Here is a 14,640-nt window from a genome sequence, read left to right as displayed (position 1 = left end):
CATGCCATTGCTCACAATAGCAAACTCTTTTATACCCAAGTCAATTCCTATTCCAACATTACTTAATACTGGTTTTTCCGATTCTTGTTCCTCTACTAGTACGGATATATAATATCTTCCTGCTTTACAAGAAACGGTTCCGCTTTTTATGATATGAGTAGTAGAATCTGTCGGTATGTAATTCTTTTCTTTTAATCTCACCCAGCCAAGAGTAGGAACTTTAATTCGATGTCTCTCGCATAGAATAATCGCTTTTGCATCTGTTTTTACAAAATACATTTTTACATCCGATTTCCCCTTCTTTTTAAACTTAGGAAATCCTGATTGTCCTTTGAAAAATTGCTTAAATGCTTTCTCGGCGTTCATAATACTTTGTTTTACGGATTTACTGCTCACTTCTTTAATCCAGAGATATTCCGGATTTTCTTTGATATAACTATTGTTTAGCCATTTTGAAAAATCAATACCGGATACAAACTGTTTCTCTTTCTCATACACTTCTTTGTTATGAGCAAGATAGAAATTATATACAAATCTACAAACTCCAAAGGTTCTATTTATTGTTTGTATCTGTTCCTCTGTTGGTTTTATTTCCGTCTTGTAACTCCTTAGCAATTTCAACATCCCCTTTTATCTGCGTTTGATATTTCCTTAGACCATTTACTCTACTACTAAATACTTGCAGAATTGATACAATGTCTTGAACCATTTCTTCCTTTGGTAAAAATGTTTCATTATTTACTATCACGATAGAAGTATTAAATTTCATACAGAATTTTTCAAACCAATCATACCCAAAGCGTATAAATCTATCTTTACTTGATATAATGATTACTTTAATTTTTTGTTCCATTACTTCTTCGAGAAGTTGATTCCATTTTTTTTCGATTATAATTTAACCCACTACTAAATTCCTCAATACATTGATTTACTATCATACCTCTGGCATTACAAAACTGCTTCAAAAATTCAACTTGATTCTGTAAATCATCTTTTTGATTTTTCGTAGATACCCTTGCATATATAACCGTATCTCTTATATCTTTCTCTGTTTGTTTTCCTTTAAATTGTAAATATTGGTCATACGTATAATATCGACTATCAGTTGGAGTACGATTTGCTTTTAGTATTCCCTCTCTATCCCAACGCTGCAATGTTTTTACGGATACACCTACCAGTTCCGCAAAATCTTTTGGTTTGTAATTTGTGATATTTGATGTGTTCATAATAGTCTTCCTAGTATGTTTTACAAACACATTATATCACATTCAAGCATATACCTATATTTTTAATTACTTAACATTCCTCCTTTCGTCATACACATTACTGTTCACACGTAACTCATAGAGCTCTTCGAAACTCTCTTTATAAAATCAGTGTAGCACAAACTTGTTTCCTCGGCAACAAATTTGTGTTATTCACAGTAACAGCAAGTTTACACCACGTAGTTTCACTCGCATACTTCCACTTGTCCAGGCGCAATATATAATGTATACTAAAATAACTAGGTATATAGTCCGATATATATTACAAGAAAGAATTTGTTTTGCAACTTTAATCAAAATTCTATTACTAGCTTGCGAAACTCTCAATATTGAAACCAAAACACAAATTAAGTTTTGCAATCACCTACCAAGATTCGAGAATCAAAAGCTTCTTAATAATTTTACTTATAAATACTTGTGTATCAACAACATTAATATGCAAAACTTAGTTACCCCTGCGTGCTTCTTTGTTACTGTACGATAACAAAGAGTAAAGAACACTCTTAAGAAACGATAGCGAAGCATCTATAGTACTTCTTAGTGTGTAATTAATAACCCAGGAAGGCGAGGCATGGACGCCGAGCCAGCCTGAGCTGAGGCAGGATGCCGAATCGAAGGTGTTTCCGTACACCTTCCAATACCTATGTGCACACACTTAGAAGTACTTAGATGTGGAGCGTGTTTCGTGTTATCGTACAGTAGCAAAGAAGCTATGAAAATGTAACAAAGTTTTGCATTTAAAAACTTATACTACACAAGTACCTCAACCACATGCTTGAAAGGAGCAACAACTAAATGAGTTTAGTGAATAATGCAATAGGAAATGTTGGTGCAAACCCAAGCAATTTAACACCAAAGAAACGTCCAGCCTCTGGACAAACATCTTCATTTCAGGCAACAGCAGGAGCAAGTTCAACAAATACGGTAAATAGTAATCTAAGTTATTCCGCAACAGGACAGATTTTGATAGATAAAGGTCAAATTGTACGAGGAGAAGTTACCGATATTCGAAACAATATGGTATCCATTAAAGTTGATTTAGGAGAAACTATTACGTATCCTCTCCAAGGAGACCCCGAACTTTCAATTGGTCAATCAGCGACATTCAAAGCAGTTGAAACGGAGGATGGCATTGCTCTTCGTGCAATATCAGCAAGACCATCGCAGGCTAGATTAGCCACAATCAATAAAGCACTTGAAGAAGCTGGCTTGCAAAAAAGTGAACGAAATCAAACAATTGTACTAGAGTTATTGAATAACCAAATGTCTATTGATAAACAAACAATTCAAAAAATCTTTCAGCAATCTTTACTAAACAAGAATGCTTCCATAAGTACTCTTGTGCTTATGACAAAACATAATATGCCTATTACAGATGAGATATCAACACAATTTGAAAATTATCGAAATCAAGAACATCGATTAAGCAAAGAAATCGGAAAAATAGCCGATGAGATTCCAACACTTTTAGACAAGATCAGTACATTTACAACTTCAAAAAACTTTCTTGCTATTAACGACGGACTTATGGATATCTTCTTAAAAGATAGTAATGCCACTACCGAAACATCATTAGCCTCTGTTATTAATTCGAACACGGAGATTTCTACACTGTTAGATATACTAAAACCATTTGCATTAACCGATTCGTTAACAGAATCTATTCTTAACCATACTGCTTCTTTGCGTAATGTTGTAACTTGTATTCAAGATAGCATTACTATGGCTGAACAGAAGGAGCTAGAAGCACAAAGTGCCCTTTTGAATTCAGAGGAATCTCTTGATAGTGCAAACACAGCTTTAACCGATGCTTTTCAGAATCCAACAATACGACATATTCTTGAGCAGTTTACCAATCAACAGTTTAGTAACAATGAATTATCAACATTCCTTAGTCTACAAAATCGTCAAACATTATCGATAGCACTATCAAACTTCCCTCTGTCACAAGAGATTCATGACGATATCATAAGTGGGCAAATCGGAACGAACAAATTACTACATGTTATTAAAGATTCGTTACAAGAGACTAATTCGTTAGATGCCAAAACACTATACTCCACACAGTCATTCCAGTGGGTATTAAAAGAGCATATTCGAAACACTATGTCATTAACAACGAATGATATTGCAGATAATAAAGTAAAAGACTATTATGATACAACATATAATCAAATTAATGATTTAAATAACTTCTTACAAAATACTGGCTTGAAGGAAGCATTCACCGGATTAAGTGAGACTTCTCAGAATTTTCAAGAAAACCTTGAATTTATGAAAGTATTAAATCAACTTTTCCCTTATGTGCAGCTACCCATTAAGCTAAAAGAACAATTTGTTCATAGCGATTTATATGTATACACGAAGAAGAAAAACTTACGCGAGAAGCCAGACAATGTAAGCGTTTTACTACATCTTGATATGGAATATCTAGGCCCTACCGATATCCACATTAATTTATCTCGTAGTAATATTCAAGCCAAATTCTATATGTCTGATGAATTCTCGACTAACCTTTTAAAAAATAATATTGATTTGCTAGAGGAAACTTTAACTCGTAGCGGATATCTGCTTCAAACAGAATTTATTGAACGTGAAAAAGAGATTGATATTGTTAAAGATATCATAGAAAAAGACCAGCCAACAACATCTTTGAAACGATACTCTTTTGACATTCGTGCATAACAAAAACAGGCTCTCTGCCCAGTATTACACTTGACAGAGAGCCTATTTTTATTTTGTTATGACACTTATTTATACAAAAGCTGCATTTCATTTTGATCTTGATAATATTCCATCTCTTCACACCAGCGAGCACAAGCCTCTAATATGCTATTTGCAGCATAAATATACTTCTCTTTTAATTCTTCAATTGAAAGATTGTTCACTCTGCAGTCAATGAAAATGTCTCTCGTCTCATGGAATAACTTTCTTTTCGTATCTTCATCCATGTACTCATATATTACAGTCATTCTAGGTTCTAATTTTGTCATCAATTGTCCTTCAAAACGATTCATATCCTTATAATTTAAAGAATCATCTAATATGCCAAACAAGCGATCATACGCTTTATGTGGAATTCCCGCATGAATACCAATTAATGCAAATAACCCTTCTGTTGAATAAATATCCAACCCATATGTGTTAATTCCGTAATCTTCAAACGTTTGTGCAACAACATGAATTGTTTTTCTCATAATATGTTGTGGTAACTTATTAATTTTGTCATTTATCATACCACAATTTACTTTGTCAAGGTTGCCATAACGCATTGAAAATACCCACGAAACTAAAACAACAAATCTGTATTTCTCCATTATAGTTAAGTCGTTTCCATATCGTTTAAGCCCTTTTGCTTTTAACTCCAGAAAACAATATTCCTCATACGTAAGTTCTAAATCCCCAATGATTCGATACCCCTTGGTTTCATCTCTAAGTTCTTTCTCAAGTAGTTGCTCAATTTCTAGCAATGTTAAAGGTGTTTGTAATAAATTCATAGTTTCTCCTCCTTTGTCCCCACATGGTCCCATTCATAATAACATTTTCCTGTATACTATTTTGGATAGAATGTATTAATTACTAATAACCCAATATCACCCTCGCTTATAAATATATGTCCAATCCCCTAATAAAATGTTAAAAATTTGCATTTCAATGTATAAATTTTAGTACAAGCGATTTTTTTGCTCCTTTTGAGACTAAAATCATTTTTTTAATTTACAACTAGTTTAATTCATGATAAAATATATCCTTGTGAGTAGCACAGATGATTGCGCCTATTAGCACCGAAAGGTCTTAGGTGAGGAAAGTCCGGGCTTCATAGGGCAGGGTGCCAGATAACGTCTGGTGGAGGTGACTCCAAGGCTAGTGCAACAGAGATATACCGCCAAACTCGTTTGGTAAGGATGGAAAGGCAGTGTAAGAGACTACCGCATTCTTGGTAACAAGGATGGCTATGTAAACCCCACTCGAAGCAAGACCGAATGGAAAGCAATACAGTTGCCCGCTGTGCTTTCGGGTTGGTCGCTTGAGCTTACTGGCGACAGTGAGTCTAGATAGATAATCATCTAATACAGAACTCGGCTTACAGTGTTGCTCACATCAATAGTAATTGCTCATTCCGTAACGGTTTGAACAGTTACTTTTTTTGTGTCTTTCTTTTTAATCTACCTTAAAGTAACTTCTTCCAACAAACTCACGAAGTATTGAATTGTATGGTACTTCTTCTGGACTAACACCAATGAAATAGTCTAGGAATTTTAATAGACGTTTTGCTTCCACATATTCAGGGCAGTCTCGATCAATTCCAAATAGAATTGGCTCAGCAAACAATTTCAAAATGGCTAATTCATAGATTAATGCTGAATTGAACATAACATCTGCTTCTTCTTGGAATGGGAAGATATTCTCTTCCTCTCCTCTACGAACGGATGGCCACATAGCTATTGTACCTTGTGCAGACTTTCCCCTAGTTCTTGCATCTCTTACCATCCTACGTATCAATCTGCCATCTGTTGTTGAGATGCGATTATGCTCATCAACGTTGAGCTGTGTTAAAGCACTGATGTAAATTTTAAATTTACTCTCTTTTGGAAGAGAATAGGATAACTTATCATTTAGACCGTGAATACCTTCAATCACTAATATATCGTTCTTACCAAGTTCTTGATAAGCACTTCTATATTCACGCTTTCCTGTCTTAAAGTTGAATGTTGGCAGTTTAACTTGTTCACCATTTAGTAATGCTGTCATATCCTTGTTGAATTGCTCCACATCAATTGCTTCTAAACATTCAAAGTTCGGGTTTCCATCTGCATCTAAAGGTGTTTTATCACGCTCTACAAAGTAATTATCTAACGCAATTGGCAATGGATTTAAGCCATGTGTACGCAACTGAATTGATAATCTATGCGAGAATGTTGTCTTACCTGATGACGATGGACCAGCAATCATAATAAACTTATTTGCTTTATTAGCTATGATTCTTTCTGCAATTTCTCCAATTTTCTTCTCTTGAAATGCTTCTTGGACAAGAATTAAGTCATTAATCCCTCCTTTACAAATCACATCATTCAGTGCACCAACAGTTTCAATCTGCATTGTATTGCCCCATGAGTTTGATTCTTTTAGTACTTTGAATAACTTTGGTCTTGGTTCAAATGGTGGTACAACTTTTGTATCTTCTATAGTTGGTAGTTGCATAATTAAGCCATCTTCATACTTGTATAGCTTAAAGTGTTTGAGCATACCAGTTCTTGGTGGCATATAGCCATAGAAATAATCTTCGAATCCACCCAGTTTATAGATATTCGCTTTAGAAACTCGACGATAACGAAACAATTTTTCTTTATCATACATGCGATAATCTTTGAATAAATCAATTGCCTCATCTGTGTTAATTGTTCTCTTTTGAAATGGAATGTCATCTTCTACAATCTTTCTCATACGAGATTCAATTTTTTCAACTAACGCATCATCTAATATAGCGTTTGACTTAACTTCACAGTAATATCCAGCTCCAATTGAATATTCCACTAATACTTTTTCAACATTTTGATTTCCAATTTCATCATGAATTGCTTTTAAAAGAACAAGTGTCATACCTCTTCTATATGTTTTCTGCCCTGCAGATTCCTTTGTTGTTACAAATCTTATTTCACATTCCTTTGTAACAGTTTTGAATAACTCCTCAAGTTTGTTATCCTTAAAGGCAAGAATGATATCGTCTGGATAGTCTTTTTGATAGTCCTTGCTTATCTCTAATAAACTAGTATTCTCTTCATAAACTTTAGTCTCTCCATTGATGTTTAATTTAATACCCATATCTCATCTCCTCTAAACAATTTTGAAAGGTGATTGCTCATTCGCTACCATAACCGTAATATCATTGATTCCGAGATTATCCGCTAGCCATTCTACCATAAAACGTTCCGTTCCATAGTGTCCTGCATCAATAATAGTAAGATTTCTTTCAAGCGCATCAAGCGCTTTATGATGTCTTATATCACCTGTTATAAGAACATCTGCATTCATCTCTATAGCATTCCCAACATAATCTTCCCCTGATCCTGTTGAGATTGCAACCATTCTAATTTCTTTGGACAGATCGCCAACTACTCGAACATCCTCAAGATGAAATTGTTTCTTCACCTCTTCTGCTAACTCTAATAACGTCATTGTCTTTGCTAATCTTCCAAAACGTCCAATTCCATTCTCTAGAGTCGATGCATCTAATACTTCTAGTGGTATCATATCTTTTATTCCTATCATCTTAGCTGATTCATCAGCCATTATAGAAATATCCATATTCGTATGCATAGCATAATATGCTATAGAATGATTCATCATACGTAAAATGCGTTTACCGATGAAATCATTATTCGTAATTTTCTTCATAGGCGAAAAAATAAGTGGATGGTGGGTAATAATCATATCACACTGTTGTTCAATCGCTTGTTCAATTACTTCTGTCGAAGGATCTAATGCAATGATAATTTTGTGTACTTCCTGTTCTTCATCACCTACAATTAACCCCACATTATCCCATTTCTCTGCATATCGAATAGGGGCAATTGTCTCTAAGCGTTTTATCAGTTCTTTACATTTCATAATGTCGTAATCCTTCTGTTATATATTCTAATTGCTGTTTAACTTCACTTTTACGTTTTTTTGCTTGCTCTGTTTGCACATCACATAACGAATCTCGTATTCCTTCATATGTTGCTTTTTCCTTATTCAAGAATTGATGTAGAATCTCATTCTTATTCTCTAATAATTTAGCCCCATATTGATAATATGCTTCTTCCGAATATTCTTGTCTATTTTCTGCTTTTATCGCTCGCATCATCACATAATATTTTCCTTCATCGATAAGCATATCTTCTTCTACGATTTGATATCCTATCTCATGAAGATATCTTCTTACTAGAAAAATCTCTGATTGTGGTTGTAGTATTAGTTCAGAGCAAGTATCAACTACTTCCTTGCTATCTGATAAAATTTTAACGACTAATGCACCACCCATTCCTGATATTAGCAATGTATCCACTTCACCAGGCTTTATCTCTTTCGCACCATCTGACAATCTTGTCTCAATAGTTGCGCTATATCCAAAACGAGCTATGTTCTCTTTTGCTCGTTGTAATGGCCCTTTATTAATATCACAAGCAATCACCTTTGAAGCAATCCCATTCTCAACAAGATATATAGATGTATATGCATGATCACAACCAATATCCGCTACACGACTTTTCTTACTTACAAGTGCAACTGCTGCTCCAAGTCTTTTTGATATTTGCATTTTGTACCTCTTCATTTATTTACCATTAGTATAACACTTTTCAAAAAAAATTGCTATTAATTTCACAACAATTTGTGCTAAATTACTATATATTTTGTTTTCGCTATCTATCGTACAACAAATTTCAGTTATTTGCAAACTTGTATGTATATAGTTTATTAAATAAATCTTTTTTCTTCGCCCTTTATCATACAAAAACCTAAGAGATAAGCCTTTTACTCTCTTAGGTTTTGCATTCCATATAGATTTTATTCTAAATAATCTTTTAATTTTCGACTTCTACTTGGATGGCGAAGTTTTCTTAAAGCCTTTGCTTCAATTTGTCTTATTCGTTCTCTTGTTACATTAAATTCCTTACCAACCTCTTCAAGCGTTCTAGCTCTTCCATCATCCAAACCAAAGCGTAGGCGTAATACTTTTTGTTCTCTTTCCGTTAACGTACTAAGCACCTCAACAAGCTGTTCTTTTAACAACGTAAATGCTGCTGCCTCTGCAGGAACTGGCATATTATCATCTTGGATAAAATCTCCAAGATGACTATCTTCTTCTTCTCCAATTGGAGTTTCTAAAGACACAGGTTCTTGAGAAATCTTCTGTATCTCACGAACCCTCTCTACTGGCAAGTTCATTTCTTTCGCTATCTCTTCTGGCTGTGGCTCTCTACCTAATTCTTGAAGCAATTGACGTTGTACTCTAATTAACTTATTAATCGTCTCAACCATATGAACGGGAATACGAATCGTTCTAGCTTGATCTGCAATCGCTCTTGTTATTGCTTGACGAATCCACCAAGTTGCATACGTACTAAATTTGTAGCCTTTTGTATAATCAAATTTTTCAACCGCCTTAATAAGTCCTAAGTTTCCTTCTTGAATTAAATCCAGAAATTGCATTCCTCGCCCTACATAACGCTTTGCAATACTAACTACAAGACGAAGATTCGCCTCTGCAAGACGTTTCCTTGCAGCTTCATCTCCTTCTTCCATCCTTCTAGCAAGCTCAATTTCTTCATCTCCACTAAGCAGTGATACCTTACCGATTTCTTTAAGATACATACGAACTGGATCTTCTACACTTATACCTTCTGGAACGGAAAGATCAATTTTTTCAAGATCTTCAATTTCTTCATCTTCCTCAAGAAGCATATCCTCTGGTAGAATATCCTCCTCTTCCTCATCCGTTGTAATTCGTAGTACGTCAACCCCATTTTTATCGAGATATGCACAAACTTTTTCAATTCTCTCTTCACCAATATTCAAATCTGCAAAGAACTCATTAATTTCTTGATATTCAAGTACATTTTTTTTATTTTTGGCATATTCAAGGAGTTCTTTTAATTTCTCCGTAAACTTTGCTATATTTTCGTCCATTATAGTCCACCTCTTCCTACATTACTAATATTTTAACCATCCGCAAGAGAAATATGCAATTTTTGTAAACTCGCTTGTTCCTTAATTAAACTTTGCATCTGACCAATATCTGTAACATTTCTGCTTCTTATATCTAAACTATATTTTTTAATACGGTAAACTAAATCATTAAGTGCTTTTTCTTTCTCTAGTATCGTCATCTCTTCTTGGAATGTCGTACTGAATAAAGATGCCACTTCATTTTGTTCTTCCTTACTCTCGAATTGATTTATAATCTTTGCTGGTATAACTTGTCCTTGCTCCGTATACTGCCCAAACAGCATCTTAGCAACCGTTTGATACAATTCACCATCAAAGTCCTTCTCTGTGATTATTCCATTTAATTTTCCAAATAATCTTGTATCTTCTATGAGCCATGTTAATAATAATTTACTAGCTTGTCTCATGCTTTCCTCTGCTGTAACTATCTTATTACTTCTCTTTTGAACTTTATTAACAATGGTTTGCGAAGGAATGATTGTAGCTCCATAGTGATTTACCAATTTACGTAAATTATCAAACCCCATATTGTATATTCGATCCATCGCTTCAATATAATTATTTCGTTCAATCTCTTCTGTAAATACTAATAACTTCTTAGCAACCTCATTAAAGAATTTCGTTTTTTGCTCTGGATCATTTAATTCGTACTCGCCTTCAAGTACTTTTACCTCAAAGTAAAAACTATTCTGAGCATCATCGATTCTCTTTTGGAATTCCTCTGCGCCTAATGCCTTGATAAACTCATCTGGATCTTTATAAGGCTTCATATCAATAACTTTTGTACTAAGCCCAGCTTCCTTTAATATTGGGATTGCTCGTAACGCTGCTTTCGTACCTGCACCATCACTATCATATGTTAACAGAACCTCATTCGTATATCTCTTTAATAGTCCTGCCTGTAACCCTGTAAATGCTGTACCAAGTGAAGCAACTGCATTCGTAAATCCTGCTTGATGCAGGGCAATCACATCCATATAACCTTCACAAATCAACATATTGTGTTTTCTAGATGTTCTCGCTACATTCAGACCATACAAATTCCTACTCTTATCAAACAATAATGTTTCCGGTGAATTCAGATATTTCGGTTCTCCTTTTCCAAGAACACGGCCACCAAATCCAATCACTCGGTTGTTCACATCCATAATCGGATACATTACTCGGTTCCAAAACTTATCATATGCACCCTTTGCTTCATCAATTGATACTAGCCCTGACTGCTTTAATATCTCATCACTGTATCCAGACTGCTTTAGATACTGATACAAATCATCACTATATTTATTAGAATAGCCTAGTCCAAACTTAGTAATTGTTTCATCCGTAAGTTCACGATTAGACAAATATTCATATGCTGCTGTACCCCGTTCTGACTTCAACTGATAGAAGAAATACTTCGCTGCTTGTCGATTAATCTCTAACAATTGTCCTTTTAAATCAGACCTTTTCTTCGCTTCCTCACTATATTCTTGTTCCGGTAATGCTATATTCACTCTCTCTGCTAGATATTTGAGAGCTTCCACAAAAGAGAAGTTCTCATATTCCATAACAAATGTAAAAACATTTCCTCCAACACCACAACCAAAGCAATGATACATCTGCTTTGAACCACTCACATTAAAAGAAGGTGATTTCTCATTATGGAATGGACATAGTCCCGCATGACTATTCCCTGTACGTTTTAACTTTACGTGCTCGGAAATAACATCTACTATGTCATTCCTTTGTCTTATCTCTTCAACTAAATCCTCTGGGTAATACATTAGATGCCTTTCCTTTCCAAGCTAATAAATCTCCCACGAACGTGGAATCATCAATTCTCTAAATTTACTTATTGCATAACGATCCGTCATTCCTGCTATGTAATCACAAACAACTTGTTCCTCTGTTTCCTGCGTTTCTTCCATCATCTTAATATACTCTTCTGGCAATTCATTGATATGTGCAATATAATACCGAAACAATTGCTTTATCAAGTTCTCCGCTTTCTTTTCTTGACTTTTTGCCACTTTATTCGTATATACACTTTTGAACATATATTTTCTTAATGATAGCATCGCTTCCTCAACCTTTGGCGACATTATAATATCATTCTTTCCTTCACTATTAATCACGATATCGTGTATAAGCGTATTCAGACGTTCTCTCGCACTATGCCCTAATACATCTGTGTAGATACTTGGTATTCCCTCTTCTGTAATTATCTTTCCACGAATTGCGTCATCAATATCATGATTGATATAAGCAATCTTATCTGACAAACGTACAATCTTACCTTCTAATGTAGATGGTTTTCCACTTGTTTGATGGTTTAATATCCCATCTCTCACTTCTTTTGTCAAGTTCAACCCTTTTCCATGTTTTTCAAGAAGTTCAACTACACGAATGCTTTGAATATGATGTTCAAATCCTTCTTTACATTCCTCATCTAGTGCTCTTTCTCCAGAATGTCCAAACGGAGTGTGTCCAAGGTCATGTCCAAGTGCGATTGCTTCCGTTAAATCTTCGTTCAAACGCAATGCCCTTGCTATTGTACGAGCATTCTGTGCTACTTCAAGAGTATGTGTTAGTCGTGTTCGATAGTGATCCCCTTCTGGTTCAAGGAAGACCTGCGTTTTATGTTTCAATCTACGAAATGCTTTGCAATGTAAAATACGATCTCGATCCCTTTGATAAATCGTTCTTAAATCACAAGGTGTTTCCTCCATATCACGTCCACATGACTCATCACTAAAGGAAGCAAATGGACTTAAATCTTGATGTTCTCTTTGCTCTTGCTTTTGACGTAGATTTAATCCTCTCTCACTCTCTAACATAACTTCTGCTTTTCTTAATTGTTCCACTAAACTTAGATTTTTATCCATTTAACAAAACCCCCTTAGCAAAAGTATGGAATCTGTCTATTACTATGTATATTCTTCTTCCTAATAGAATCTTAATTTTTGTATCTTGTTAAATACCTATATTATACTAAATATTCATTTAATTTTAAAGAGTTCTTTCAAATTTTACACTTTTTTATAGAAAAACAGGTAGAATATACTCGCTATTCTACCTGTTTGTTTCTGTATTATTTACTTTTCATGGCACTTATTTGCAGAAGGGCAATCAGAGCAACCACAATTGCAGAATTTCCCTGCCTTCATGTCTTTTACCTTTTTGCGTATAACTACTGCTGCATATAATGCAACTACTGCTATTATAATAATCGAAGCCATCGTACCCCTTCTTTCTTTAATACAAAACCCTAAAAAATCAAACTAGCAATTTGGAAAAATACCGTTGAGACTGTCCATGCTACTACTATTTGGAATACCACCGCAAATGCTGTCCATTTTGCTGATTTCATCTCACGTTTCATTGTTGCTATTGTAGCAAGACATGGTGTATATAGTAAAACAAATATCATCAATGCATACGCATTCACTGCTGTAAAATTATATCCACTCAACACATCTAATAATGCACTCTTACCAGTCGGTGAAACAATATTACCGATTCCGAATATAACTCCTATACTCGATACTACAACTTCTTTTGCTGCTAATCCAGAGATTAATGCTAACGCAATTTGCCATAATCCAAGACCTGCCGGTACAAGTACAGGCATTAAGAACTTACCAAATCCTGCTCCAAAACTCTCTGTAATATCCGTTACAAAACCATGTGGACCAACATTAAGTACAAACCAAATAATAATAGATGCAACAAAAATCGTTGTTCCTGCCTTTGTTAAATAGTCTTTCACCTTATCCCATACATAGATTAGAATCGTATGAAAATTAGGTGTTTTATACTCTGGTAACTCAATTAGTAATGGACTCATTTCTTTCTTTTTCTGTAATTTCGTCATTACAAATGCAATTAAAATTGCAATAACAAGACCAATTACATACATAGAAAATGCTGCTATAACTGCATATTTTCCAAAAAACAAATCGGAGAACAACACATATACAGGAAGTCTTGCACTACATGACATAAATGGTGTGACAAGTATTGTCTTTCTTCTATCTGTTGTGTCTTCCAACGCACGAGTTGCCATTACCGCTGGAACACTACATCCAAAGCCTAGTAACATTGGTATAAATGCACGACCAGAAAGTCCGATACGTCCCATAATACCGTCCATAATATAAGCAACCCTTGCCATATACCCACTATCCTCTAAAAATGCAAGTGCAAGAAATAGTATAAATATATTCGGTAAAAATGTTAGTATTCCTCCAACTCCTGCAATAATACCATCTACTACTAATGATATGACCATCTCATTCGTATTAAATTTCTGCAATACCGCTAAAACACCATCTGAAAAATTCGTTATTCCAATTTCAAAATAGCCTTTCAGCCAATCCCCTACAGAGAATGTCAGAATGAAAACGAATGCCATAATTCCAAGGAAAATTGGTAATCCAAGATATCTATGTGTAAGAAGATTATCTACTTTATCTGTCTTTGCCGCTTTCGCCTCTTTATTAACTACTACTTCTTCTATAACTTCCTCTATAAAATCATACTTTTGATTAATAATATCCGATTCATAACTTCTTGTAACAATGTCAGAGAAATCAATATCTATTTGCTTACAAATCTCTTGATCTTGTTCAAGAATCTTAATTGCATACCATCTTGAATTTTGAATGTTAGAATCATAATCATG

At 34.6% G+C, this 14,640-nt stretch carries 11 protein-coding genes, 1 other RNA gene and 1 pseudogene; 2 read left to right on the top strand and 11 right to left on the bottom strand.

The features are described 5' to 3' along the window. Positions 1-624, bottom strand: a 624-nt coding sequence (locus RMR19_RS18585; protein WP_310604995.1) for an RNA-guided endonuclease InsQ/TnpB family protein, incomplete at its 3' end; no start/stop codon positions are given. Beyond that, a pseudogene (locus tag RMR19_RS18580) lies at positions 554-1,211 on the bottom strand (IS607 family transposase). The gene RMR19_RS18585 and the pseudogene RMR19_RS18580, both read right to left, overlap by 71 nt. A gap of 849 nt (positions 1,212-2,060) precedes the next feature. On the opposite strand from RMR19_RS18580, the gene fliK reads away from it, so the two are divergent. Continuing rightward, a complete protein-coding gene (fliK, locus tag RMR19_RS18575; protein ID WP_310604994.1) occupies positions 2,061-3,950 on the top strand; it encodes a flagellar hook-length control protein FliK in 1,890 nt (629 codons plus the stop codon). Positions 3,951-4,015: 65 nt separating this feature from the next. Here the strand turns inward: fliK and RMR19_RS18570 are convergent, their stop codons facing one another. Further along, on the bottom strand, positions 4,016-4,762 hold the full coding sequence (locus RMR19_RS18570; RefSeq protein ID WP_310604993.1) for a hypothetical protein: 747 nt from the start codon (positions 4,760-4,762) through the stop codon (positions 4,016-4,018). A 257-nt stretch (positions 4,763-5,019) separates the two neighbouring features. Between RMR19_RS18570 and rnpB the strand changes: the two genes are divergently transcribed. Further along, an RNA gene (rnpB, locus tag RMR19_RS18565) (RNase P RNA component class A) lies at positions 5,020-5,368 on the top strand. Between the two features lie 58 nt (positions 5,369-5,426). Here the strand turns inward: rnpB and RMR19_RS18560 are convergent. The 8 genes from RMR19_RS18560 to feoB form a co-directional block, all read right to left on the bottom strand. Next, complete coding sequence (locus RMR19_RS18560; RefSeq protein WP_310604992.1) at positions 5,427-7,088, bottom strand: nucleoside kinase; 1,662 nt, start codon at positions 7,086-7,088, stop codon at positions 5,427-5,429. Positions 7,089-7,100: 12 nt separating this feature from the next. Beyond that, a complete protein-coding gene (locus RMR19_RS18555) occupies positions 7,101-7,874 on the bottom strand; it encodes a Nif3-like dinuclear metal center hexameric protein (RefSeq protein WP_310604991.1) in 774 nt (257 codons plus the stop codon). Then, a complete protein-coding gene (locus tag RMR19_RS18550; protein WP_310604990.1) occupies positions 7,864-8,565 on the bottom strand; it encodes a tRNA (adenine(22)-N(1))-methyltransferase in 702 nt (233 codons plus the stop codon). The genes RMR19_RS18555 and RMR19_RS18550 overlap by 11 nt, the downstream gene beginning before the upstream one ends. 248 nt (positions 8,566-8,813) lie before the next feature. Continuing rightward, positions 8,814-9,935: an RNA polymerase sigma factor RpoD gene (gene rpoD, locus RMR19_RS18545; RefSeq protein WP_310604989.1), complete on the bottom strand. Its 1,122-nt coding sequence runs from the start codon at positions 9,933-9,935 to the stop codon at positions 8,814-8,816. A gap of 32 nt (positions 9,936-9,967) precedes the next feature. Then, positions 9,968-11,740: a DNA primase gene (gene dnaG / locus RMR19_RS18540; RefSeq protein ID WP_310604988.1), complete on the bottom strand. Its 1,773-nt coding sequence runs from the start codon at positions 11,738-11,740 to the stop codon at positions 9,968-9,970. Between the two features lie 21 nt (positions 11,741-11,761). Further along, on the bottom strand, positions 11,762-12,793 hold the full coding sequence (locus tag RMR19_RS18535) for a deoxyguanosinetriphosphate triphosphohydrolase (RefSeq protein WP_310604996.1): 1,032 nt from the start codon (positions 12,791-12,793) through the stop codon (positions 11,762-11,764). A 258-nt stretch (positions 12,794-13,051) separates the two neighbouring features. Then, entirely contained in the window at positions 13,052-13,195 is a 144-nt protein-coding gene (locus RMR19_RS18530; RefSeq protein ID WP_310604987.1) for a FeoB-associated Cys-rich membrane protein, read from the bottom strand. Between the two features lie 29 nt (positions 13,196-13,224). Further along, on the bottom strand, positions 13,225-14,640 hold a 1,416-nt coding region (feoB, locus tag RMR19_RS18525), incomplete at its 5' end, for a ferrous iron transport protein B (RefSeq protein ID WP_310604986.1).

Origin of the sequence: Anaerosporobacter sp. (assembly GCF_031551385.1) — a bacterium.
In the GTDB taxonomy this organism is placed as follows: Bacteria; Bacillota; Clostridia; order Lachnospirales; family Lachnospiraceae; genus Anaerosporobacter.
This window is presented reverse-complemented; position numbering and strand designations above follow the sequence as displayed.

What these genes read in the sequence shown, in the direction of transcription:
- dnaG (WP_310604988.1), bottom strand. Translation starts at nt 11,740, where the DNA reads ATGTATTACCCAGAGGATTTAGTTGAAGAGATAAGACAAAGGAATGAC.
- rpoD (WP_310604989.1), bottom strand. Translation starts at nt 9,935, where the DNA reads ATGGACGAAAATATAGCAAAGTTTACGGAGAAATTAAAAGAACTCCTT.
- RMR19_RS18535 (WP_310604996.1), bottom strand. Translation starts at nt 12,793, where the DNA reads ATGTTAGAGAGTGAGAGAGGATTAAATCTACGTCAAAAGCAAGAGCAA.
- fliK (WP_310604994.1), top strand. Translation starts at nt 2,061, where the DNA reads ATGAGTTTAGTGAATAATGCAATAGGAAATGTTGGTGCAAACCCAAGC.
- RMR19_RS18530 (WP_310604987.1), bottom strand. Translation starts at nt 13,195, where the DNA reads ATGGCTTCGATTATTATAATAGCAGTAGTTGCATTATATGCAGCAGTA.
- RMR19_RS18550 (WP_310604990.1), bottom strand. Translation starts at nt 8,565, where the DNA reads ATGCAAATATCAAAAAGACTTGGAGCAGCAGTTGCACTTGTAAGTAAG.
- RMR19_RS18560 (WP_310604992.1), bottom strand. Translation starts at nt 7,088, where the DNA reads ATGGGTATTAAATTAAACATCAATGGAGAGACTAAAGTTTATGAAGAG.
- RMR19_RS18555 (WP_310604991.1), bottom strand. Translation starts at nt 7,874, where the DNA reads ATGAAATGTAAAGAACTGATAAAACGCTTAGAGACAATTGCCCCTATT.
- RMR19_RS18570 (WP_310604993.1), bottom strand. Translation starts at nt 4,762, where the DNA reads ATGAATTTATTACAAACACCTTTAACATTGCTAGAAATTGAGCAACTA.